Genomic DNA, 24316 nt, shown 5'->3' with positions numbered 1-24316 from the left:
CGCAGCGCTAAGCGGGCCCCGCGGTTCGGCTACTGCTCGCCGCCGTTGGGCTCGACGAGGTATTTGAAGCCTTCCTGCTCGTACTCGCCGGCAATGCGCACGCGCGGGAGGGCCTCCGGCGCGTCGCCGGGAACGATGCGGCGGTTCTCGATGGTGAACGCGCACAGCACCCCGGCCTCCTCCATGGCCGCCCAGGCGTTCTCGTTGTTGTCGCCATAGGGGTAGGCGAAGGCCTCGGTGGTGCCGAGCACGGTCTGGGCCTGCTTCAAATCGTCGACGATCTCCTCGGTGCTCATGGCGTGGATAATGCCCCCGCGGCCCACATCGGAGCCGTCGCGGTGCATGTTGTAGGAATGGGACTGCCAGCTGATGTAGGGGCTGGAGTATTCGCGCAGCTTGTCCTCGGTGCTCTCCTGCGACACGATGAGGAACGACGTTGCCGGCACCTGGTACTGGTTCAGCAGGGGGATGCCGTACTTCAGAAAGCCCTTCTGCCCATCGTCGAAGGTGAGCACGACGCTGCGGGCCGGCAGCGTGTGGGTGCCCTCGGCGAAGGCGCGCACCTCCTGGTAGGAGGGGAAGTAGTAGTTGTTCTCGGTCAGGTACTGCAGCTGGGCTTCGAACTTCGTGTCCAGCAGGTAGTTGGCATCGGGCGTCTCGGGCGGGTCGTCTTCGGTATAAACGTAGTGGTACATGAGCACGGGCAGCGAGGTGGCGGCGCCGGCGAAGTCGTCGAAGCTTTCCACAACGTGCACCGTGCGCTCGGCGGTGGCGGCAAGGCCCCGACCCCGAGGGTCGGTGGCGGTGTAGGTGATGGTGTAGTCGCCGGCGGTGGCGGTGTCTACCTCGCCGGAGATTTCGACGCCCTCGATGGCGCCCATCTCGGGGTCATAGGCGTGGCATCCGGGTTCCAGGTACTCCTCGCCCTGCAGCACGTAGGTGTCGGAATCGCCGCCCAGGGTCATGATGATGCTGTCGGAAGGAGCCGGCTCGTCAGCTTCGATAAAGCCGCCCCCTCCGCTGCTTTCCGCCTCGATACGGGCGAGCTCGTCGGCATCGAAGGTGGTCGCTGCCGAGGGCGGTTCGAAGGAGTGCGGGCGCGTGAGCTCGGTGACGAGGAACACGCCCAGGGCTCCCACCATGAGAACGGCCATCGCCGCGCTGAAGACGGTTCGGTTGCGCCGTTGGCGACGAAGCACGGCTCGGTGCATCGTCGCCCTATCGCCGCCGATCGCCGGCCGCGACACCGGGCCCGAAACGGGGCGCTGGGGAGGCAGGTTGTCGGTCATGGAGAGCCTTCCTGGATCTTGCGCGTCTTAACTCCGTAAATCTTAGCACGAAGCCCCGCCTTCCACAGCATTGCGCTGTGCGGCTGGTATACTGAACGCTTGCGGGAATGCCGTCTAAGGGGTGTTCCTCATCCAACGTCGAAAGGATTCAGCATGCCCAGCACAGTGCTCGTCGGCGCCCAGTGGGGCGACGAAGGCAAGGGTAAGATCACCGACCTCATCGCCAGCGACTACGACTATGTCGTGCGCTTCCAGGGCGGCAACAACGCCGGCCACACCGTCATCCACGGCGACAAGAAGCTCGCGCTGCACCTCATGCCCTCCGGGGTCATGTACGAGAACGCGGTGCCGGTCATCGGCAACGGCGTGGTGGTCGACCCGGGCGTGCTCGTGAAGGAGATGGCCATGCTGGAAGCCGAGGGCGTTTCCTGCAAGAACCTGCGCATCTCCAACGACGCGCATCTCATCATGCCCTATCACAAGGACCTCGACGGCGCCGACGAGAAGAGCCTCGGCGATAAGAAGATCGGTACCACCAAGCGTGGCATCGGTCCGTGCTACCAGGACAAGATGGGCCGCAAGGGCATCCGCATGCAGGATCTGCTGGACGAGAAGATCTTCCGCCTGAAGCTGGAAGCGGTGCTCGCTCAGAAGAACCCCATTCTGGAGAAGATTTACGGCCTGCACACCTACACGGTGGAAGAAATCTGCGACGAGTACCTGCCCTACGCCCGCATCCTCGCCCCCTACGTGTGCGAGTCGGCCCACATGCTGAACGAGGCCTTGGCCGACGGCAAGTCCATCCTGTTCGAGGGCGCCCAGGGCACCCTGCTCGATATCGATCACGGCACCTACCCGTTCGTCACCTCCTCTAGCTGCTGCGCCGGCGGCGCGGCCACGGGCACGGGCGTGGGCCCTGCGGCCATCGATCGCGTGCTCGGCATTCAGAAGGCCTATGTCACCCGCGTGGGCGAAGGCCCCTTCCCCACGGAGCTGAAGTTCCCCGAGAACGGCGGCGAAGGCCAGGACGCGGAAGACGGCGAGCTGCTCTGCAAAGCGGGCCACGAGTTCGGCGTTACCACCGGGCGCAAGCGCCGCTGCGGCTGGTTCGACGCGGTCATCGGCCGCTATGCCGCCGAGGTGAACGGGCTTACGGATGTGGCGCTGACGAAACTGGACGTGCTTTCCGCCTTCGACACCATCAAGGTGTGCGTGGCCTACGAGTGCAACGGCGAGCGCTACGACTACTTCCCCATGCAGCAGTCGGTGCTGCACCACGCCAAGCCCATCTACGTGGAGCTTCCCGGCTGGAAGGGCGAGGACATCACCGGTTGCCGCACCTACGAGGAGCTGCCGGAGAACACGCGCAAGTACATCGAGTACCTGGAGGAGATCACCGGCGTGCCCATGAGCATCGTCTCCGTGGGTCCCGATCGTGATCAGACTATTATGCGCGATGTGTGGATGAGGGAAGACTAACTAGCTCGTCCGAGGGCGTTGGCGGCGGAGGGGCGCCGTACTCTGACAGTCCTCGCTTGGTGGAACAGCCCACTGGGCTGTTCCAGTCGCTGCGGAACTCCGTGCGGACCCCTCCGCCGCCAACGCCCTCTGCGTTTCTCCCGGGCGATGGGGGTTGCAAACGACCTGTGATTTCCTAGAAGGAATTACTGAAAGGAACAGACGTGAATATTCTGGTTTTGGGTTCGGGCGGCCGCGAGCATGCCATTGCGTGGGCCCTGCAGAAATCCCCGAGCACCGACGTGCTGTACGTGGCTCCGGGCAACGGCGGCACCGCGGAGATTGCCGAGAATGTCGATATCGATGTGGCCGACGGCGAGGCGCTGCTGAGCTTCGTGCACGAGCGCAACATCGGCCTAGTGGTCATCGGCCCCGAGGCTCCCCTGGTGGATGGCGTGGCCGACCTTTTGCGCGCCGATGGCGTGCCGGTGTTCGGCCCCAATGCCGACGGCGCCCAGCTGGAGGGCTCGAAGGCCTATTCCAAGGAGTTCATGGAAGCCAACGGCATTCCCACGGCTGCCTATGGGCGCTTCGATAACGAGGCCGACGCGCTCGCCTACGTGCGCGAGCAGGGCGCGCCCATCGTCATCAAGGCCGACGGCCTGGCTGCGGGCAAGGGCGTCGTGGTGGCCGAAACGCTGGAAGACGCCGAGGCGGCGGTGAGCGCCTGCTTCGACGGCGCCTTCGGCGAGGCCGGCTCCACGGTGGTCATCGAGGAGTGCATGACCGGCCCCGAATGCTCGCTTCTGTGCTTCGTTACCGGCGGCAAGTCGTTCCCCATGGCCCCGGCCCAAGACCACAAGCGCGCCTACGATGGCGACCTTGGCCCGAACACTGGCGGCATGGGCGTGTACTCGCCGGTGCCCATCGTTACCGATGAGGAGATGGCCGCCATGGTTTCCATCATGGAGACGGCCGCTGCGGCCACGGCCCGCGAGCCGTTCGCCGTGGATTACCGCGGCACGCTCTATGGCGGCTTCATGCTTACCCCCGAGGGTCCGAAGATCGTTGAGTTCAACGTGCGCTTCGGCGACCCGGAGACTCAGGTGGTGCTGCCCCGTCTGGAAAGCGACCTGGTGGAGGTCATGCTCGCTGTGGCCGAGGGACGGCCTGAGGACATCAATCTGGAATGGTCCGACGATTGGGCCGTGTCGGTGGTGCTTGCCAGCGAGGGCTATCCCGGCTCGTACGAGAAGGGCAAGGTCATCCTGGGTATCGAAGAGGCCGAAGAGCTCGACGGCGTCACAGTGTTCCATGCCGGCACCCGCCGCAACTACGACGGCGAGCTGCTCACCAACGGTGGGCGCGTGCTGAACGTGGTGGCCCAAGGCGACAGCTTCGAGGAGGCTCGCGAGCGCGCCTACGAGGCGTGCGACCTCATCAACTTCGAAGGCAAGATGTACCGTCACGACATCGGCAAAAAAGCGCTGCAAGGCCGCAGCGCCTGGGAATAGCGGCAGTATCGAACGACTCACTGCCAGGGATAGAATTCGCAGGGGCAGACATCGGTCTGCCCTCCCTGTACCCCCGCGCCCCGCTTAGAAAGAAGGAATGCCCTACATGCTCTCAGAACGTATGCTTTCGAAGGTGGTAGAGGCCTGCACGGCCAACTACCTTAAGCTTAAGCCCTGCGACGAGCAGTTCATGCCTCGCCCGCAGCCGGGCCAGCCCTACATGCTGTACATGCACGTGCCGTTCTGCGAGCGTTTGTGCCCTTACTGCTCGTTCAACCGCTTCCCCTTCCGTGTGGACCGCGCCAAGCCCTACTTCGAGAACATGCGCAAGGAAATGCGCATGCTGAAGGACTTGGGCTACGACTTCGATTCGGTCTACATCGGCGGCGGCACGCCCACTATCATGATTGACGAGCTGTGCGAGACCATCGACATGGCCCGCGACCTGTTTTCGATCAAGGAAGTATCCAGCGAGACGAACCCGAACCACCTCATTCCGGAGTACCTTGAGAAGCTGAAGGGCCGCGTGCAGCGTTTGTCCGTGGGCGTTCAGTCTTTCGACGACGATTTGCTGCGACAGATGGACCGCTACGAGAAATATGGCAGTGGCCAGGAGATTCTCGAGCGCATCCAGGAAGCGAGCCCGTATTTCGTGTCCATGAACGCGGACATGATCTTCAATTTTCCCGCGCAAACTGAAGACACGCTCATCCACGACATCGAGATGGTGGTGGCCTCCGGCGCCAGCCAGACGACGTTCTACCCGCTGATGGCCTCGCCTTCGGTGCAGCGCTCGCTGGCGGCCACGGTGGGCAAGGTGGACTACAACCGCGAGCGCCGCTTCTACGAGATTATCTGCGACCTGCTGCTGGGGGACTTGCCCGACGGCCGCTCGGGACTTTTCGAGCTGGGAAGCGCGTGGACGTTCAACCGTCGCGGCACTGGCGCCGCCGGCGAGGACGCCATGATCGACGAGTACGTGGTCGATTACGAGGAGTACCCGGCCATCGGCTCGGGCGGCATCACGTACTTGGGCGAGAACCTGTACGTGAACACGTTCTCGGTGAACGAGTACAACGAGACCATTGAGGCCGGTCATATGTCCATGATGGGCAAGACCACCTTCTCGCTGCACGACCGTATGCGCTACCGTTTCATGATGCAGCTGTTCGGCCTGCACCTGGACAAGCGCCAGTTCAAGCGCGACTTCGGCATGTCGGTTGAGCGCGGTCTTCCGGTGGAGATGGCCTTCATGCGCGCCTCGGGGGCGTTCGCTACCGACAACGCCGACGAACTGACGCTCACCTCGAAGGGTCGCTACCTTGTGGTGGTGATGATGCGCCAGTTCTTCATCGGCGTGAACAATCTGCGCGATCAGGCCCGCGCCGCGCTTGTCGGCGAAGAGCGCGAGCTTATCTTCGGAGACGGATGCAAGTAGGCTATGACGTACGTTTCCGTCATAACTCTGGTTGCCTATGTCCTCGTGCTGGCGTTGCTGGCCGTGGTGTCGGTTATCGACGTTCGCTCCCGGCGCGTGCCCAACGGGCTGGCGGCGGCTATAGGGTTGTTGTGGGCGGTATGGCGTCTGGTGCTTGGGTTTGCGGGGAAGCATATGGGCCTCGGGTTTAAGGCCGAGCTCTTGGGCCCCGCGCCCGATGTGGTGGTTCCTCCGGGATTCAGCATCGGAGGCATCTCGCTGGCGAGCGGCATTCTTGGTGCCGTGGTGCTGGGCGGCGGGTTGCTGGTGCTGACAACGGTGTACGAGGCGATCACGCACAAGGAATCTTTCGGCGGCGGAGACATCAAGCTCATGACGGTGCTGGGGTTGTTCCTTGGCATGGAACGCGGCGTGATCTGCCTGCTCGCTGCGTGCGTTCTCAGCGTGGTGTACGTGCTGGGGCGCGCGTTGCTGCAGCGCCTTGTGCGGCGCAGCGCTATGGTGGCATCGGATTCGGACGCTTCGCGCCGTGGTCTCTCGAAGACTGCCGGCGGGAGCTCTAAGCCCTTCCTGAGCGGCGCCATCCAAGGGGTCGCCTCCGAGCGTGATCGCGACTCGCTCCTTGCGGGCACCATGCCCTTCGCGCCGTTCATTACCTTGGGCGCCCTCATCGCCTTCGTCGCGTAAAACCGCCCGTGCGGTTCGCGCTGCCGAGCATGGCGGAGACGGTCGGCCGTCCCAATTGAGCCGCGAGGCTGAACAGCAAGGTGCCGTTTTCCGTTTCGCCGCAAGAAAGTTCTTGCATACGGGCGATAGTCCCGCTAGAATATATGCTCGCGTCGAAACGGTTTCCGTTTCCGCAAGCCAATGGTCGGGTAGCTCAGTTGGTAGAGCAGCGGACTGAAAATCCGCGTGCCGAGGGTTCAAGTCCCCCTCCGACCACCATAATCTCCAGCGCCTTCGGGCGCTTTTTTATTTCTCCAACGGGAAACAGTGTTTCAAATGCGCTTGCGCCTAGCAGGAGTGAGTCCATAAGTGCTTGTTGAACATTAGTCAATAGGTCATCAATTAAATATTAGTCAAAAGGTATGGAATTCTCGAAAAACGGCGCGAATCGGCACCGATGGGCGGTAGGAAAGTGATACGGTGGCAGTTAGGGCTATTCTGCCCAACCTATGACTAGGAGGAAACCATGTTCAAAGCTAACGTAGGTTCCAGCACTGCTGCCGACGCCCGTACCGCGGGCAAGGAAGCTGCCGTTCAGGCGGCTGCCGGCCTCGACGCCACCCAGGTGGCCATGGTCTATTGCAGCTGTGATTACGATGTCGACGAAGTAGTCGCTGGCGTGGGCGAGGCGCTGGGCGAGGTGCCCGTGCTCGGCAACACTTCTTTCACCGGCGTGATTGTCAACGGCGCCGGCTATGTGGGCGGCGATACGCCGTTCGTGGGCGTGCTGGCCCTGTCCGATCCCGACATGACCGTGGGCGTGGCTGCCGCCGATCGTGCCGACAACGATGACCCGACAGCTGCCGGCGCTGCTCTGGCCACCGCCGCCATGGAGGCTGCGGGCATGACCGCTGCTTCCGACTTCTTCTACATGGCCGCCAGCCCGGCGGAGGAGGAGTTCTACCTGAAAGGCATCTCTTCGGTGGTGGGCCGCATCCCGTTCTTTGGCGGCTCTGCCGCGGACAACGCCATCGCCGGCGAGTGGAAGCTCTACACCACCGGCGAGTCCTTCGCCGACGGCTGTATCGCCGCATTTTTCTGGAACGGCCCGGACATGACCAACGTGTTTACCGGCGCCTATCGCGAAACCGACGACTTCGGCGTCATCACCAAGATCGACGGCAACCGCACCCTGGTAGAGATCGACGGCGTTCCGGCCGCCAAGAAGTTCCAGGAGTGGACCGGTTGCTCTGACGAGGACATCGCCGGCGGCAACCTGCTCGCCTACACGGTGTGCTCGCCGCTGGGCGTGAAGGACCGCCTGGGCGACCTCATCGCCATTCGCCATCCCATGAACGGCAACGACGACTTCTCCATCAATGTGGGCAACAACCTGGCCGAGAAGACCTGCGTCATCCGCATGGAGGCCACCGTTGACGAGCTCATCCAGTCTGTGCCCGACACGTTGCGCGAGCTTATCGATCGCATGCCCGGCGAGCCTGCGGCCTTCCATTTGGTGCACTGCGGCGGTCGCCGCGCCGGCATCGATGCCCGTATCGGTGAGGTGGCCGACGCGGTGGCCGAGGTTGCGGGAGAAGTGCCCTACCTCGTCGAGTTCACCTTCGGCGAGTACGGTTTCGAAGGCGACAACAACAATACCTGCGGTGGCCTGATGCTGTCCTTTACGGGTTTTAGCAAGTAGTTGGCATAGTTAGATTCAAACAAAGGAGCATTACTCTATGAAGATGTTTATCAATGGCAAGGCGGTCGATTCTTCCGATGGCGCCTCTATTGACGTGATCAACCCGGCGACGGGCGAAGTGGTCGATACCGTACCTGCCGCCACCGCCGAGGATGTGGCCGAGGCTGTGAAGTTCGCCCGCGCCGCCCAGCCCGAGTGGAACAAGGTACCGGTGTGGAAGCGCGCCGAAATTATGATGGCCTTCCTCGATCTGGTGGAGCGCGACAAGGAGAAGCTCGCGCGCACGCTGTCCGATGAGACGGGCAAGCCCATCACCGAGGCCCGCGCCGAGATCGGCAACATTCCGATCGCCTTCAAGGCCTTCTCCGAGCGCGCGAAGCACCTTTACGACGAGGTGATTACCGCTGGCAGCGAGCAGGGCCAGGAGACCACGGTGCTCATCACGCGCCGCGAGCCCTTGGGCGTGGTGGCCGCCGTCATCCCCTTCAACTTCCCCTGCGACTTGTTCGATCAGAAGGTGGCCCCGGCGCTTCTGGCCGGCAACTCGGTCATCGTGAAGCCCTCCACCGACAACCCCCTGACGCTGTGCATGCTGACGGCGCTGCTCGGTGAGGCCGGCGTGACGCCCGGCGCCGCCCAGATCGTCACCGGCCGCGGCTCGGTGGTGGGCCATGAGCTGTGCGCGAACCCCGACCTTGACCTGGTGACCCTCACCGGCTCCACCGAGGTGGGCATCGAGACCGCCGAGGTGTGCGCGAAGACCCTCACCCACACCGCGCTGGAGCTCGGCGGCAACGACGCCTTCATCGTCATGGCCGACGCCGACGTGGAGCTGGCCGCCAGCGAGGTCATCTGGGGCCGCATGTACAACACCGGCCAGGTGTGCTGCGCCTCCAAGCGCTTCCTCGTGCACGAGGATGTGGCCGAGGAGTTCACGAAGAAGGTCGTGGAGAAGATCGGCGCCCTGAAGCAGGGCATGCCCTCCGAGGACGAGACCCAGATCGGCTGCCTCATCTCCGAGAAGGCCGCGAAGACCGTGGAGGAGCAGATTCAGCTCACCGTTCAGCAGGGCGGCAAGATCGTGCTCGGCGGCGGTCGTGACGGCGCCTTCATCGAGCCGACGGTTATCGTGGACGTGCCGAAGACGGCGGATGTTGCCATCGACATGGAGATCTTCGGCCCGGTGGTGCCCATCATCACGTTTGCGACCGCCGAGGAGGCCATCGAGATCGCCAACGCCTCGATGTTCGGCCTGTCCAGCTGCATCTTCTCGGCCGACCAGAAGACCTGCGCCAAGTTCGCTTGCGAGCTTGAGGCCGGCGGCGTGGTCATCAACGGCGCCAGCTTCTACCGCTCCTTCGAGCAGCCCTTCGGCGGCTACAAGTACTCGGGCATCGGCACCGAGGGCGTCATGAGCACCTTCGACGAGATGACCCACACGAAGTCCATCGTGCTGAAGAACATCCTGTAAGCGCGGGATAGCAAGCGAGAAGCGGGAAACCGGCAACGGGGTCTCGTAACAGAACAAACTAGGCCACAGGGCCGAAAGCCGCAGAGCTTTCGGCCCTGCTGCTTTGTCTTTCTCTTTGAAGTGAAGCGAGTGATGCATTGGATCTTTGAAGATTGGCTAAACTAATCCGACAGCGCGTAGCTTGACTGCTTACTGCGGGGCGCGCTATCCTGATGCGCTTCAATTGCCCTCAAAAGGAGGCGCTTATGAAAGCCAATTTAGAGCTGAGACTTGCGGTGCCTACCACTATCGTTATTTCGCTGCTTCTTGTCGTCAGCGTCATTTCCGATGTGTGGTTGCAAAAGCAGCAGACAGAAGAAATGCTGTTTGAGCAGGCCTATATCCTCTCTCAAGAGATGCAGTCCGTTTGGGATTTTATTTCAGTCAATCAGAACACTATTAACACCGATGGAGACGGTACGTTTACGTTCAAGGGGCTTCATTGTTCCATCGTTGGCACTTCGGTTGGTGCGCTTTTCACCAATCGAACCGATTATGTAATTCGCTATGTGTCTGAGTACCCGCGAAATCCGAAGAACTCGCCTGACTCATTCGAGTCAGGAGCCATAAACGAGTTTAAAGGTAACCCCGAAATGATCGAGTATGCATCGTTTGGCACGATGCCCGATGGCGAAGACTACTACCGCTACTCGGTACCTTTACGCATGCAGTCGGCGTGTGCTGATTGTCATGGAAGCCCTGTTGGAGAAATTGATGTGACGGGGTTTCCAAAGGAAGGTTTGAAAGATGGCGATTTGGTAGGGATTGCGAGTATCTCAATTCCTGTAAAAGCGTACGAAGAGAACCTAAGGGGTCAGATTGTACAGCGTGCCTTTTTGTCTTTCGTGGTGCTGGCCGCCTGCTTGCTGACCATTGTTTTGGTAACCAAGCGGTATGTTATCCGCCCCTTGGGCAGCGTCGCCTCCGCTGTTCGTAAAATCGGTTCCGGCGATTTAGATACGCGTATCGAAATTGATCCTGCTACGGCAAAGGGCGAGATAAGGACGCTCTCAACGCACGTTAACGATATGGCTGACGAGCTAGAATCGTTGCACAAAGATTTGGAGAACTTAGTTGAAGTGCGCACTGAGCAGCTCGCCGAGGCTAACGAGAAGCTCATTGTACAGGCTCGTGAGCTAGAGACAGTGAATGAGCAGTTGCGAGAAAACGATTTGTACAAGTCGCATTTCTTTACGATGATGAGCCACGAGCTGCGTACTCCCATCACGGCTATTCGCGCCTATATCGATATGCTCGACGATACAAGCGCTTTGGATGAAAGAGCTCGCAGCAGCGCTGTTGAAGCAATAAAGACCAACATCCATGCTCTCTCAAAATTGGTAGATAACATTCTCGACTCAGCCCGTATCGAAGCAGGAGCCGCAACGTTGGAAAAAGGCGTTGCCGATGTGGCTGATATTATGAATGAGCTGTCGCGGTCGCTGGGGCCGCTCGCTGTTGACAAGGGAATTGATCTGGAGATAGCCCATGACGGTGAAGTGCCCTTGTTTATGACAGATGAGGATAAGCTCCTCCATATACTGGAGAATCTTGGCTCAAATGCTATTAAATACACTGATCAAGGTGGGCATGTGCAGGTAAATGCATGTCTGTCAGATAATGGGGTTATTCAGTTTGAGGTTATTGATGATGGCGCTGGTATTTCAGAGGAAGACCAGAAAGTCATTTTTGACAAATTCATTCAAGGAAAGAGCTTTGTCGCGCGTCCTGTGAGTGGGAGTGGATTAGGTCTTGCTTTGGCAAGAGAATATGCAGAGCTGCTCGGGGGTGATATTCTGATGCGCAGCGAGCTGGGCTCTGGTAGCGTCTTTACGGTTATCTTGCCGTTCGAAGAGCCTGATTTCGATTTGGATTAAGAGGGATCGATTTGAGTCAAGGGAGGCGCGCATGATTGAGAAAACTGTTCTCGTTGTGGACGACGAGAAGAGCATTCGCGACGCCGTGACGTTTTACTTGAAAAAGGAAGGGTACCGGGTCGTACCGGCCAAAGATGGAACAGAGGCGCTCGAGGTTTTCGAAATGACCCCCGTTGATCTTGTGGTTCTCGATATCATGATGCAGGGCTACGGCGGTTTTGAAGTGTGCTCTGCCATTCGCGATAAAAGTGAGACGGTGCCCATCATCATGCTCTCGGCAAAACGGGATTTGGTTGATAAAAGTCTAGGATTCAAGCTTGGCGCTGATGACTACATCACGAAGCCTTTTGAGCCAGCTGAACTGGTCATGCGTGTTAACTCATGCATCCGACGAAATGAAGCCCGCGGTCGCGAAAGCACCTCAGGGACGGGGAAGCCGGGAGAGGTTATTACGCTGGGCGATCTTGTCATTGACACGCGATCGCGTCAAGTGACTGCTCAAGACCGGTCCCTCGATTTGACGGCGAAAGAATACAATATTTTGCATCTTCTCGCTCAGCGGCCCAACACGGTATTTACGCGTCAGCAGATTCTCGACGCAGTGTGGGGCTACGATTATTACGGGAGCGCCGGAGTGGTGGCGGTGTTCATTCGTAAGCTTCGCGAAAAGATCGAAGCTGATCCGTCAAAGCCGACCCACATCCTTACTGAGTGGGGCGTGGGTTACCGCATCGTATAAGTCTACGCTCTCTAAGAAAAAGTAATAATTCTTAATCTTTTCCTTAATCGGGAGCTAAAGAATGCGCTCTACCATAGGTTTTGTCATGGCATTCGATGCGTGAGGTTTCGGAGGGGCAGAGTAGACAGCCTTCTTCGTTGACGCATTATTTGCCGCCGAGAGGAGAAGAGGAGGCACCATGGGAAAGAAGACCGCCGCAAATCAATCGAACTCGGCTGGGCGTCGAGAGGGTTTCGGTCCTACGCTGGGCCGAAGGGAATTTGCTGCTGCAGCGGGCGCATCTGCGGTCGCCTTGGCTTTGGGCGGATGCGCCTCGAAGCAAGAGCCGCACACGATGCCCGATACCAGCGTCAAAGATACGGTAGCCGCAAACCAGAATGAATCGTTGGAAAAGTTTAGAGTCACCAGTGGGTACAATTGCTGTTATTGCACCATCCAGGGCTATAAGCGCGACGGGTCTATTGTGTACATCGAGCCAGGCGAGTTGCCCGGCATGCCCGAGCGCAACCATGCTTGCCAGCGCTGCATGTCCTGGTGGCAGCGGGCTATCGATGAAAACGAGCGAGTTATGTACCCCATGAAGCGCACGGGGGAGCGTGGCAGCGGTCAGTTCGAGCGCATTTCGTGGGATGAGGCTATCGACTTGATGGCCGAAAAGCTGAATGCTGCTCTAGCGAAAGACCCGCGCTCGGCCAGCTTCTATATTTTTACGGGCAACATGTGCACCTTCGATTGGTGGGCGCCCGTTCGCATGGCCCATTGTCTTGGAGCGACCACCTGGGCCATGGAGGGTATCATGGGCGACCATGCCACATCGGTTGGCTTCACTATGGTTACTGGCAATCCTGACCCGGGTCATGACGCGCTTGACTTCCTGAACTCCAATTTGCTGCTTTTCTTTGGTACTAACATGGTGGACACCATTGTCCCCTCGGCGCGTTATCTTGCTCGCGCAAAAGAGAAAGGCATCAAGCTTGTCGTATTGGATCCACGCCTCAGCTCAACGGCGGCCATGGCCGACCAGTGGATCCCTATCAATCCCGGCACCGATACCGCCCTCATCCTCGCCATGATGCGCGTCATCATTGAGCGCGATTTGCATGATAAGACTTGGCTGGCTAACTATTCATGCGCGCCCCTTCTCGTGTCCGATGCCGATGGTACTTATATCCGCACTGAAAGCGGTGCCTACTGTGCGTGGGATACGGCCACGAATGCGATGGTCGAGGCGGCGGCTTCTCAAGGAGAGGACGACAACACTTCAGGTCCTGAGAACACCTGGGCTCTTACGGGTAATTTTGAGGTAAACGGGGTGGCATGCCATCCCACGATGGATGACCTGGTGGCCGAGGTAAGTAAATGGACTCTCGAAAAAGCTGCCGAGATTACCGGAGTCGATGCGGCCACTATCGAGCAGTTGGCACTCGACTATGCCAATGCCAACCCTGCAGCTATTCAGACGTGCACGGGGTCTTCTCGCTATTATCACGGCTATGAGATTTCTCGAGCTGCGGCAACGTTATCTGGCTTGTGTGGCTATACGGGTCGATCTGGCGGCGGTGCTTCGCGCAACAATGGCGGCGCTCCCATTGACGGCGCCTCTCTAAGCTTCACGGGCTCTGCGGGTTCCGAGGTCCCTCTCATGAACTCGGCCGAATGGGACGTAGTAGGCGATGGTGAGTCCTTCGGTACGTATATGGGTGCTACCTTGGCCCTGTACAGTAGCGATCCCGAAGCGTTTCAAAATGCTCGTGTGTTCAAGAGTTCTGAGATTTACGACGCAGCTTTGACTGGCAAGCCGGTTCCCATAGATTTCTTGTATATCGCCACCTCTAATTTTATTAACCAGAGTCCCGATGCCCACAAGATTATTGACGAGGTGTTCCCTGCCATCGACTTTATCGTCACGGCCGATCCGTTCAACACCTGGACTGCCCAGTATTCCGATTTGGTGTTGCCCGCCTCTACGTGGTTAGAGAATTGGGATATATCTACTAGCGGCACCGGACCTTACATCCGCGTGAACAAGCCTGTCTTAGACCGCGTAGGCGAGAGCAAGTCGGACACGGAAATCATGACGTTGCTTGCTAAGAAAGTTGGCCAGGAGGCGGCGTGGAGCAAGACGGATGAGGAGTGGGTCCGTACGTTCCTCGATAGCGATCATCCCGCTTTCGCAGGTTGCAATATTGAGGATGTTATCAATGAGGGCATTCTTGCTCGTGCCGACGGTATCTACGATCGGGCTACTTATCCGCTCGGTGATAAGGTTTTTGCCACTCCTACGGGGCGCCTGGAGTTTTATACCGAAATGCTCTATGAATTTGGAGCTCACGTCCCAACGTATCTCCGCGGTGAGGACAATCCTGAGAACAAATATGCGGACAAGTACCCTCTGACCTTTATGCAGTTCCATGATCGTGCACGGGTTCACACTCAACATGCTCATACTAAATTGCTAGAGGTCTTGGAGGCGGAGCCTCATATTCAGATTCATCCCGATGATGCAGCAGATCGCGGCATCGCCCACGGTGACGTAGTGAAGATTTTCAATGACAGAGGCTTTTTCAAGTGCAAGGCGCAGGTGACGCCCGGCATTGTGAGGGGCGTCATAGCTATGGGCCAAGGGTGGGAGCCTCGAGACTTTATTGAGGGCCACTATCAGTACTTGACTCACTACGAGAAGAACCCTGTTGAAGAGGCTATCAGTATGACGAATGCAGCGTTCTATGATGTGCGCGCTGAAGTTGAGAAGGCGTAGAAGGGACAACTATGAGCACGAATCAGTACGGAATGGTTATCGATTTGCGCAGCTGCACGGGTTGTCAGACCTGCGTGGTTAGTTGCAAAACCTCTAATGAGGTGCCCGAAGACGGTTGGTGGAACCACCTTCTGGATTATCACGATGGCGAGGTATATATTGCCTCCGCCATCGATGGGAAGGTCTCGCTGCGCTTTCGGCCTACCCTTTGCAACCACTGCGAAAACCCGATATGCGTAGCCAATTGTCCAACGGGCGCTATGCATAAAAACGAGGAAACGGGCATCGTTGCCGTGGATCAAGACGTGTGCATTGGCTGCAACACTTGCGGAAAATCATGTCCCTACGAGGTGCCTGTTCTTCAGAAAGAGCAGGGGGTTATGGGGAAGTGCAATTTATGCGCTGGTCGTATAGACCAAGGAAAAGATCCCTTCTGCGTACAGGCGTGTCCCACGCGCATTCGAAAAGTTGGTTTGATTTCTGATCCTAACAGCGAGGTTTCAAAGCTTATTGCGGAGCATGACGCTCAGGTGTGGCAGCCCGAAAATGGCACCGGCCCCTCGGTGTACTATATTCTTCCTGCATAGGGAAAACGTACCCGAAAGAGAAAGGGTCGCCGACGTAGGTTGGCGACCCTTTGCAAAAGAGAGATTCCTGAACGCTTAGAGCTAGCAAGCCCTCCCTCGAGAAGGTCCCACTTTGTGGGGCCTTCTTCTTGCAGAAACTAACATCTCCCTGTGCTTGCTTAGATGGTTCCTACCGCATTAAAGCAATTCTCTTATATACGAATTCACGCAGGTAGAAAGCTCGCTTAGCGGGTTTTGGAAAGCAGGGGAGAGCGCGGGTGGTATCATCGTTGCGGATAGAAAGGGGCTGGCAGTGACGAAGTTCCATCGCGTGACGGAAGGGAAGCTCGGTTCGCATGAGGGGCGCGAGATCGAAGACGAGGTTTCCCAGGAGTTTCTCGATCGCATCCCCGGCGGCCTGCTCCGCTATCGGGCCGATGACGTGGGAACCATCGATTTCGTGAGCCGCGACGTGCTCGCCATGTTCAACTGCGCCACGTACGATGAATTCAGCGCCATCACGGGTAACGTGTTTCCCGGCATGGTGCATCCCGACGACCGCGATAGTGCGCTTTCGGATATTGCCGCCCAAATTGCTCGCGGTAAGAGCGACGCGGTCACCTATCGGCTGAACCGTCTTGACGGCGTCGATCTGTGGGTGGACGAGCGCGGGCGCTACGTGGTGGACTCTGCCGGAAGCGGCTGGGTCTACGTTACCATCATCGACATTACCGAGAAGGTGCGCTACCAGCGAGAGATTGAGCGCGCGAACGAGCGGGTGACGCTGCTGACGGCGCTCAGCCACGACGTGATGTTCGATATCGACTGCCAGGGCCAAACCGGCGAGGTGTTTGGCGACTTCAACGCCCGGTTCGGGCGCGAGCCTCAGTCCTGCGACCTGGTGCTGCGCAAGCGCTGCCAGCGTCCGTGCAGCCTCAAGGTAAAAGTGCACGACAACGACCCTCTTTTGGCTCAGGTGGAGCGAGGCGATTTCGTCGATATGGAAACCTCCCTACCCGATGCGAGCGGTGAGCCCATCTGGTGCCGCTACCAGTCGTTCGTGCTGTTCGATGAGAAAGGCAGCCCTTTGCGTCATGTGGGTCGCCTGCTCGATACCCACGAGATGATTATGCGCGAGGCGAGCCTCCGCAAGCGCGCCGATTTGGACGGTCTGACGAGCGTCTACAACCGCAAGGCCGCCATGACCCGCATCGAGAAATCGCTCGCGAGCGACGATTGCCGCGGCGGCTGCAGCCTGTTCCTTGTTGATGTGGACAACTTCAAGCAGGTCAATGATGGGTTTGGCCATCCCGAGGGCGACCGCGTGCTGAAGGAGATTGCGGGCTTCCTCTCGCGGAAGATGCGCAAGGACGATATCGTGGCACGTCTGGGTGGCGATGAGTTCGCCGTTTTCGCGGCCGGGCTTGGCCCCGGCCCGGCACTCGAGCGCGTGCTCGGTCAGCTATCTGGCGGCATCTACGCCGACGGTGGCCGTCCCGAGGACATGCCGGCCGACCTGCGCCCCTCCATTACCGTGGGTGCCGCCGCAACAGTGCGCAACCCCGTCACCTTCGACGAGCTGTACCAGAAGGCCGACGAGGCCCTTTACGTGGCCAAGCGTGCCGGCAAATCGCGCGCCGCTCTCCGCGTCCTTGATTAGCCTGCGAAACCAACAGGGCCTCTGCACCCCTATCGCACGTTTTCTGTATAGCAAATGACCTGGGAAAACTTGAAGTATTCCCAGGTCATTCCCCGTTTTTTTGGCATGCGCGAATTGGACGATATCGGTGCAGGTGCCAATTAGGACAGCGTATAGAAGGCGTAGCTGGCCTCGCCCTGGGCGTAATCGGTTTCGATTTCATAGAGATAGCCCGGCTCGATGGTGAAGGCAACGGTGCCGTCTGCCTGCAGGGTGCTGGGCACCATCTCGTCCTCGGCAGCGGGGTCTACGGTGGGGGCGTCCCCCTCGTTCGTGAGAGGCTTGCGCTCGACGGTGGCATTGGTCGGCGTTGCCGAGAACCCGGCGACAGCGTCGATGGCGGCAGGGATGCGGGCGTCTATGATGTCGCTGGCAAGAGCGCCGCTTGCGTCAGCGGCCTCGCCGTCAAGGTCCTCCTCGCTGTTGTTCCCGTTGTCCCCCGGCACAACCCAGTGGTAGTCGAACGGGTTCAGCACAACGGAGGTCTGGGCCAGGTCGGTGGTGTACTCCACATAACCCGTCGGTACCGCAGAGGGGTCGGGTGTGGCGATAACCTCGGCTACGAGGGCGGCGTACTGGTCGGCATCGGCCGGCGTTCCCTGGGAAATCACTTCCACCTTGGTAATGCCCGGGTACTGTCCCGGGTAGCTTTCCAGCATGATGCCGTTGCCCGTTACCTGCACAAGGTTGCCTGCGACCAAATCGTCGGCATCAATTTCTGCGCCGTTCTCGCTCACCACGGCGTCATCGATGAGCGTGGGGAAGTAGGGCGCGCCCGTCTCTTGGTCGACGAACAGGACGGTGTCGTCGTCGGCGTAAGCCACCATAGCGGTGCTGATTACTTCGCCTGCGTCGGCGCTGGGGGCCGGCGTTTCGGCGGCGCGGTTGCCGACGGCATCGGGCTTGCCCGCCGACTCCTGGGAGCCTCCCATGCAGCCGGGCAGTACGAGCATAAGGCAGGCGGCGGCAAGGCCGAGCGAGATGACGGCTGCCTTCAAAGGGAGGGAGGTGGTCTTGTTCATGGCAGAACCTTTCAACGAGAAGAACGTCGGTACGGTCTTGGAAGTCGCGTCCTTACAGGGTCGCTTATGTCCTTCCATCATAGGGGCGCTTTCAGGGCCCGGTGTTGGGCTCGCGAAAACTGTTCCTCGGTTGCTACGCAATGGCTACAGCGTCTTTGCCTTTTGAACGCAGGCCGCGACGGCGTTCATGGTAGCGGCGCGGAAGGCGCCTTCTTCCAGCGCACGTACGCCTTCGATGGTGGTACCGCCCGGCGAGCAGACCATGTCCTTCAAGTCGCCGGGGTGGCGCCCCGTCTCCAGCACGAGCTGGGCCGATCCGGCCACGGCGGCCGCGGCAAATTCGTAGGCTTGAGCGCGCGGCATGCCCGCCGCTACGGCGCCGTCGGCGAGGGCTTCGATGAACATGAACGCAAAAGCGGGCGAGCTGCCCGCGACAGCGCTGGCTGCATCCATAAGGCGCTCGGGTATAACGATGGCGCGCCCGAAGCTTTCCATAAGCTGCAGGCACAGCGCCTCGTCGGCCTCGGTAGCGCCCGGGCCGGGTACGACGGCCGTGCAGCCGGCATTCACGAGGGCCGGGGTGTTGGGCATGCAGCGGATGAGCCGCATGGAGGCCGTATCGCGGCCGAACAGCTCGGCAATGCGCTTCAGGGTGAGTCCGGCGGCGATGCTGATGACGAGGGTGTCCTCGCGCACTGTGTCGCGAATCTCGTCGATGACCTCGGGGAAGAACACGGGCTTCACGGCCAGCACGAGCACGTCGGCGGCGCTTGACGCTTCGCGGTTATCGGCGGTTGTCGCAATGCCGAATTCGGCGGCCTTCGCCTGGCGGGTCTTCTCGGTCTTTGCCGACCCGATGATGTTGGCGGCCGTGAGGGCGGCCAGCATGGACTGCGCGCCGCCGCCCGTCTCGCCGCTACCCGCGGGGCAGCCGCTGGCGCCCTCGCGCAGCAGGCCGCCGATGATGGCCGTCGCCATGTTCCCCAGTCCTATGAAGCCGATTTTCATATGGCTCTCCCTTGGTTGTGTTTCAATTGTCCAAAACGCGCTTTTTTGTCCAAGTTTCTGACCAGGGAAAACTTAAAGAAATACCAGGTAGACCGATGCTTTCTATTTGGCCAAAAAGGTGCGTTTTGGACCCTATCTGCTTCGCGAAAGCCAGTATACAAGAAGAGCCCCCGGCGAACCGAGGGCTCACGTAAGCGGACCGGGACGGGCTGTGTGCTCCCTACACGTCCAGGTTCTTGAAGGCGTCGGGCACTTCCTTGAAACCCTTCGACTTCACGGCGCAGATGATGAAGCCGATGACGAACCAGGAGATGCCCAGCGCATAGGTCATCATATCGAAGCCGGTGAACACGTAGGCCAGGATGAGGATGCCGATCCAGGGGCAGATGAGGAACTTCACGATGTCGCCGAAGGTGCGGCGCTTCTTCTCCTTGATGAAGAAGAACCAGAACACGGCGAAGTTCAGCATGATGAACGAGGCCAGCGCGCCGAAGTTCACCAGGGTGGCCAGGTCGGCCATGGTGAGGATCAGCGACAGAATCATGGCCACGGCGCCAATGAAGATGGCGCCCACCCAGGGGGTCTGGTACTTGGGATGCACCTTGCCGAAGATGCTGGGGATTACCTTGTCGCGGCCCATGGAGTACAGCAGGCGCGACGCGGCCAGCTGCGCGTTCATGATGTTGGCGATGCCGATGGCCACGATGTTGATGATGAGCATGATGTTCATGAACAGGTCGCCGCCGATCATCTGGCAACCGTAGAACCAGGCGTTCTCGGCATGCTCGGGCGTCCAGCTGGCCCAATCGGGCTGCACGAGCGAGGCGATGTAGGTCTGCGCCACGAAGCACACGATGATGATGCCCAGCGCGATGAGGATGCCGCGGCCGATGTTCTTCTCGGGACGGTTGGTTTCCTCTGCCAGGGTGGAGATACCGTCGAAGCCAAGGAAGTTCAGGGCCGCGATGGAAATGCCGGCGGCCAGGAAGTGGGCGTCCACCTTGCCGGGCTGCCACAGCGGATCGGCGTTGAACTCGCCGGCACCGCCGCCGCCCATGATGAAGTTGCAGCCGAGCGCGATGAACGCGATGACGGCCAGAATCTCAACGGCGAAGATGACGAAGTCGATGCCGCGGGTCATAGAGATGCCGCGGATGTTCACGAAGGTGTTGAACACTACGAACACGATGACCCACAGATACCACGGGCTGTTCGGCACGAGCATGGTGCCCCAGTTGGCCACCATGACGTACAGCAGGGCCGGCGTGATGCAGTAGTCCAGCAGGATCAGCCAGCCGGAGATGAAGCCCACATGCGGGTTGATGCCGCGTTGCACGTAGGAGTACACCGAGCCCGCGATGGGGAATTTGTTGCTCATGCGCACGTAGCTGAGTGCCGTGAAGAAGATGGCCACAAAGCCGACGATGTAGACGAGCGTGGACATGCCCAGGGCGTCCTGCTGCACAAGGCCCCAGATGGAATGCGGCGCAATAATGACCATGAACAGAACGCCGTAAAGCACGACGTCCCACAGGCCTAGGCCGCGGCGCAGTTCCTGCTTATAGCCGAACTGCTCGAGAGACGAGTTGTCCCCCTGGAGTTTCTCTGCCATAGTTCCTTCTTTCGCTTTTGAATCGAGCGACCCATGCCTTCTCCGAAACAAGGGCCGACCGATTCCCCCATTGCGCTCTTTGCGCGGCGATAGCTTAGCATTTTACTTAAGTTTTGTGTGTCAGAACAAGAAGGAAGTCGCCTGTACAGGCGCTATATTGGGGGAGAAAGGCCGCAAGCGAACAAAAAAGGCCGACGCACAAGCGCCGGCCCCGTCGGTGTTATGGATGAACCCCTTGCGGGTTCCTACCCCACGAGTGGGGGGAATTCCGGCAACTTCGGGGTGCCGATGCGCAGGGACAGCTGCACCTCGCAGGGCTTGCATCCCTGGCTGATTTCCACATCGGACTGCACCGACATGTACATGTAGGTGTCCACGGCGTCCCAGCCGGTAATGCCCATGAGCAGCCGCTGCATCTCCTTCGACGCGCACACGAGCGCCTCGTTGTACTCCTGGGCGCTGGCGTTCACGTACCACTTGCCCGCCGGCCCGAAGGTCTCAAGCACAGGCCAGTTCAGCTCGAAGCTCTTCAGCACGCCCACGCGCACGGTGATCTCGGCGGCGATCTCGATGCCGGTGCCGCACAGCTCGGCGTCGCCCATGGTGGCGTGCACGTCGCCCATCTGCAGCAGCGCGCCGGGCACGCGCACGGGGAAGTAGAGGCGGGTGCCCTTGGTGATGAGCTTGTTGTCCATGTTGCCGCCGTAGTTGCCCACAAAGCCGTCGGCCGGGGCGCCTTCCGCCGGCGCGGTGCCGATGACGCCGATCATGGGGTTGATGGGGAAGCGCACGCCGTTGAAGTCGGCCATGCCGTCCTCAATCTTGATCTTCTTCGTGCGGTACTCGGTGTCCTCGAAGAGCGGCCCGCAGTGGTCGTCGGTGGCGATGGTGCCCTCATCGGCCACCTGGATGTCGTAGATGTCCACCACGAGCACATCGCCCACCTCGGCGCCTTCCACGTACACGGGGCCGGCAGCGGGGTTGGTGATGTTGTAGGAGAAGTCCATGTCGCGCATGGTGACGGTCTCGTCGGTCAGGCGCCCCGAGAAGCAGTCGAGGGTTTTGAACACCATGACCTCGCCTGGCTGGGCCGTGTAGCACGGCGGGTTGTCCTTGGAAAACGCGTAGACTCGCTCTTCGATGACCTGCATGGGCGCCCCCTTTGCGCATGCGGCGCGGGCGATGCGCGCCGGCGCCTGGAAAATAATGGAACCATGATACTCCGTCTGAGGTTTTCCGCCCTTCCGCGCGACTGGAGTTTTTCGCGCTCGTGCAAAAAAACAGTCGCGGTGGCCGCCGGCGCGCGCCCGGGCTTGGATGCCGGTGCTCGTTGTTTGCGACGTGGGTGTCGGCACCCTTTCCGAAAGCGAGCTTGCGGGCAATGAGCGGGAACTATAAGCGAGAAAGTCCTGTATAGCGATACCGTGGAGCAAGCGTGGGGGCCGTATGGGGAATGGGCGGCGCGCGGGGCGTTCTCGTTATCTTCGCGATATTGGGCGGAAACATCTGATATAACGTGTGCGGCAAAAGTCTAGTACTTTGCTAGATTTACTGAATGAAGCTATGTACGAAGGAGCGCGGGCCTTGGGCGCGACGTTCCTGGAAACGAGGATGGATGAAAAAGCTCGCATCACGTTCCGCTCGGCAGATGCTGCGCAAGGGGGCCGCAGCCTTGTCGGTGGCCCTGGTTCTCGGGGCCGCCGTGCCCTGTTTGGCGTGGGCCTCGGCCGCGGAGAACGACCTGGAGCCCCTCGAGCAGGCGGACGAGCAGGCCGCCGAGCTTACCTCGCTGACCCTGTCTATATACGAGATCGTCTTCTACGACGACCCCTCCTTTTCCGAGCCGGACGGTTTGCGTCTGATGGAAACGAAGGTGATCGACGGGCTGAAGGTGGGCGAGACCATTGACCTGTGGAACTATGTGGAAGCGCGCGAGGACTTCACTTTCTTCGATGGTTGGCCCCGCTACATCGTTTTGAGTGAGAATCCCGAGGAGAACCGTGCGCAGCTGCATTACAGGCGCATCAAGAGTCCGACCGTGGTGAACTACTACCTCGTCGGCGAGGCGCTCACGGCCCCACTGATGAAGGCCGCGCCGATTGTTGATAACGTGGCCGGCGTGCCGGTCTCCTTCTGGAAGATGGGGTCGTACCAGGTGGAAAGCCTGCCGCTGGGAGCTCAGATTGCGAGCGATCAGTGCGCGGTGGACCTGGACGGGTTGGTGTATCTCGACGCGGACAAGGACTCGATTAAGGTGGAGCCTTTGGTGTCTGCCAACGAGCTCAACCTGTTCTACACGGTGGACACGGCCGCGACGCTTCCCGATGACACGCCGGTGGAAGGCCCCAGTGCTCCTGAGGCTCCTGGCGAAGGCGCGGGAGGCGACTCGGACACCGATGACGTTCCGGGCGGCGATGGTGCCGGAACCGACGCTCCGGATGAGGGTGGCTTCCCCTCCGAAGATGGCCCGTCGCAAGAGGGAGGCGCTTCTGAAGGCTCTGCCGGCGGTGTCGCCGACGGGGGATCTTCCGAAGGTGAAGGCGATGACGATGCGGCCCAGCCGAGCGCGGGAGCAGACGATGCTCCGACGGCTGTCATTGAAGATGAGCCGTCTCCGCTCGCCGCGCCCCGCGCGAAGGTGGCCACCCTTCCGCAAACGAGCGACGTCAACGGAGCTCTTGCGGGCCTGCTCGTGACGGCCGTCGCCGCAGCCGCCCTCGCTCTTGCTGCTCGCGGCGCGTCATCCTCTCTCCTGAAGTGGCGTTAGCGACCCGTTCAGGTTGAGCGACGAGGATTTCCCGGCAAAAAACATCCTTGATGGGTGTGGTCGTTGCCCGGTGTTTTCGTCATGATAAAGAAGCACTGCGGAACCCGGCGCCAAAGCCTCTGGCGCCGGGTCGCTTTTTAGTTTGGGGCTTTTCGGCAAAAGGGACAGGGTCGGGCGACCGCGCCAGCGCCGCGGGCAGCTAGGCGTGGAGCCGGGCTTTGGCGGTCAGCTTCTCGGGGACGATCTTCCACACGAGGGTGCGCTTGAGCTCCTCGGCGATGGCGGTGCTGAAATAGTCCAGGTTGCTGGGCGCGTAGTGTTCGACGATGGCGCGCAGGCCGGCGATTTGCTCGGCCTCGTCGGTCACCTCGGCTACAGTGCCGCGCACCGCCGCGCTCGCGTACTCCGTGGCATATTCCTCGGGCAGGGGTACCACATCGCGCACGGCGGTCAGGCACACGGCTGGGTTTGCGCGCAGCAGCTTCGACTTCTCGCCGTGCTTGGCGGAGTGGAAGTAAATCGCGCCGTCGTGTACGGCCGGCGACACGGGAATGGCGTAAGGGCCGCCGTCCTCGCCGATCATGGAGAGCACGGCGAAGGGGCACGTCTTCAGCACGTCCCAGCCGAACTCCTCGCTCTGTTCGCGATCCTTTCTGCGCATACCAGCCCCTTTCCTGCAACGGTTTTGCCC

Annotated in this window: 18 protein-coding genes and 1 tRNA gene; 13 read left to right on the top strand and 6 right to left on the bottom strand. The window is 60.2% G+C overall.

What is annotated here, in order from left to right; all coding sequences use genetic code 11:
- Positions 1-29 precede the first annotated feature (29 nt).
- Positions 30-1289 carry an immunoglobulin-like domain-containing protein gene (locus VJ923_RS02540; protein WP_326438221.1) on the bottom strand — a complete coding sequence of 420 codons (1260 nt, stop codon included), beginning with the start codon at positions 1287-1289 and terminating at the stop codon, positions 30-32.
- A 153-nt stretch (positions 1290-1442) separates the two neighbouring features.
- Between VJ923_RS02540 and VJ923_RS02535 the strand changes: the two genes are divergently transcribed.
- The 12 genes from VJ923_RS02535 to VJ923_RS02480 all read left to right on the top strand — a co-directional run bounded on the left by VJ923_RS02535 (position 1443) and on the right by VJ923_RS02480 (position 17177).
- Positions 1443-2768, top strand: coding sequence for an adenylosuccinate synthase (locus VJ923_RS02535; protein WP_326438219.1), 1326 nt, complete (start codon positions 1443-1445; stop codon positions 2766-2768).
- A gap of 203 nt (positions 2769-2971) precedes the next feature.
- Positions 2972-4261, top strand: coding sequence for a phosphoribosylamine--glycine ligase (purD, locus tag VJ923_RS02530; protein ID WP_326438217.1), 1290 nt, complete (start codon positions 2972-2974; stop codon positions 4259-4261).
- 106 nt (positions 4262-4367) lie between these two features.
- Positions 4368-5699: a coproporphyrinogen III oxidase family protein gene (locus VJ923_RS02525; RefSeq protein WP_326438215.1), complete on the top strand. Its 1332-nt coding sequence runs from the start codon at positions 4368-4370 to the stop codon at positions 5697-5699.
- A gap of 3 nt (positions 5700-5702) precedes the next feature.
- A complete protein-coding gene (locus VJ923_RS02520) occupies positions 5703-6386 on the top strand; it encodes an A24 family peptidase (RefSeq protein ID WP_326438213.1) in 684 nt (227 codons plus the stop codon).
- 182 nt (positions 6387-6568) lie between these two features.
- A tRNA-Phe gene (locus VJ923_RS02515) sits at positions 6569-6644 on the top strand.
- Positions 6645-6891: 247 nt separating this feature from the next.
- On the top strand, positions 6892-8067 hold the full coding sequence (locus tag VJ923_RS02510) for an FIST signal transduction protein (protein WP_326438211.1): 1176 nt from the start codon (positions 6892-6894) through the stop codon (positions 8065-8067).
- A gap of 37 nt (positions 8068-8104) precedes the next feature.
- On the top strand, positions 8105-9538 hold the full coding sequence (locus VJ923_RS02505; RefSeq protein WP_326438209.1) for an aldehyde dehydrogenase family protein: 1434 nt from the start codon (positions 8105-8107) through the stop codon (positions 9536-9538).
- A 245-nt stretch (positions 9539-9783) separates the two neighbouring features.
- Positions 9784-11454, top strand: a complete 1671-nt coding sequence (locus tag VJ923_RS02500) for a sensor histidine kinase (protein WP_326438207.1) — start codon at positions 9784-9786, stop codon at positions 11452-11454.
- A 31-nt stretch (positions 11455-11485) separates the two neighbouring features.
- Positions 11486-12193, top strand: a complete 708-nt coding sequence (locus VJ923_RS02495; protein WP_326438205.1) for a response regulator transcription factor — start codon at positions 11486-11488, stop codon at positions 12191-12193.
- Between the two features lie 178 nt (positions 12194-12371).
- Positions 12372-14951, top strand: coding sequence for a molybdopterin-containing oxidoreductase family protein (locus VJ923_RS02490; RefSeq protein WP_326438202.1), 2580 nt, complete (start codon positions 12372-12374; stop codon positions 14949-14951).
- A gap of 11 nt (positions 14952-14962) precedes the next feature.
- Positions 14963-15538, top strand: coding sequence for a 4Fe-4S dicluster domain-containing protein (locus VJ923_RS02485; RefSeq protein ID WP_326438200.1), 576 nt, complete (start codon positions 14963-14965; stop codon positions 15536-15538).
- Between the two features lie 292 nt (positions 15539-15830).
- The gene (locus tag VJ923_RS02480) at positions 15831-17177 is read left to right on the top strand and encodes a sensor domain-containing diguanylate cyclase (RefSeq protein WP_326438198.1); all 1347 of its coding nucleotides are present in this window, start codon (positions 15831-15833) and stop codon (positions 17175-17177) included.
- A gap of 140 nt (positions 17178-17317) precedes the next feature.
- Here the strand turns inward: VJ923_RS02480 and VJ923_RS02475 are convergent, their stop codons facing one another.
- The 4 genes from VJ923_RS02475 to VJ923_RS02460 all read right to left on the bottom strand — a co-directional run bounded on the left by VJ923_RS02475 (position 17318) and on the right by VJ923_RS02460 (position 22009).
- On the bottom strand, positions 17318-18238 hold the full coding sequence (locus VJ923_RS02475; protein WP_326438196.1) for a hypothetical protein: 921 nt from the start codon (positions 18236-18238) through the stop codon (positions 17318-17320).
- A gap of 144 nt (positions 18239-18382) precedes the next feature.
- Entirely contained in the window at positions 18383-19246 is an 864-nt protein-coding gene (gene proC, locus VJ923_RS02470; RefSeq protein WP_326438194.1) for a pyrroline-5-carboxylate reductase, read from the bottom strand.
- A gap of 220 nt (positions 19247-19466) precedes the next feature.
- Positions 19467-20858 (bottom strand): APC family permease, encoded by a 1392-nt coding sequence (locus VJ923_RS02465; protein WP_326438192.1) that lies wholly within the window; start codon positions 20856-20858, stop codon positions 19467-19469.
- 245 nt (positions 20859-21103) lie between these two features.
- On the bottom strand, positions 21104-22009 hold the full coding sequence (locus VJ923_RS02460; protein ID WP_326438190.1) for an acetamidase/formamidase family protein: 906 nt from the start codon (positions 22007-22009) through the stop codon (positions 21104-21106).
- A gap of 464 nt (positions 22010-22473) precedes the next feature.
- On the opposite strand from VJ923_RS02460, the gene VJ923_RS02455 reads away from it, so the two are divergent.
- Positions 22474-23625 (top strand): hypothetical protein, encoded by a 1152-nt coding sequence (locus VJ923_RS02455; RefSeq protein WP_326438188.1) that lies wholly within the window; start codon positions 22474-22476, stop codon positions 23623-23625.
- A gap of 199 nt (positions 23626-23824) precedes the next feature.
- On the opposite strand, the gene VJ923_RS02450 is transcribed toward VJ923_RS02455, so the two are convergent.
- Complete coding sequence (locus tag VJ923_RS02450; RefSeq protein ID WP_326438186.1) at positions 23825-24286, bottom strand: pyridoxamine 5'-phosphate oxidase family protein; 462 nt, start codon at positions 24284-24286, stop codon at positions 23825-23827.
- Between the last annotated feature and the right edge of the window lie 30 nt (positions 24287-24316).

This window comes from Adlercreutzia shanghongiae (assembly GCF_035830635.1).
GTDB lineage: Bacteria > Actinomycetota > Coriobacteriia > Coriobacteriales > Eggerthellaceae > Adlercreutzia > Adlercreutzia shanghongiae.
Note: the sequence above shows the minus strand (reverse complement) of the source record. Positions and strands in the feature narration are given on the sequence as shown.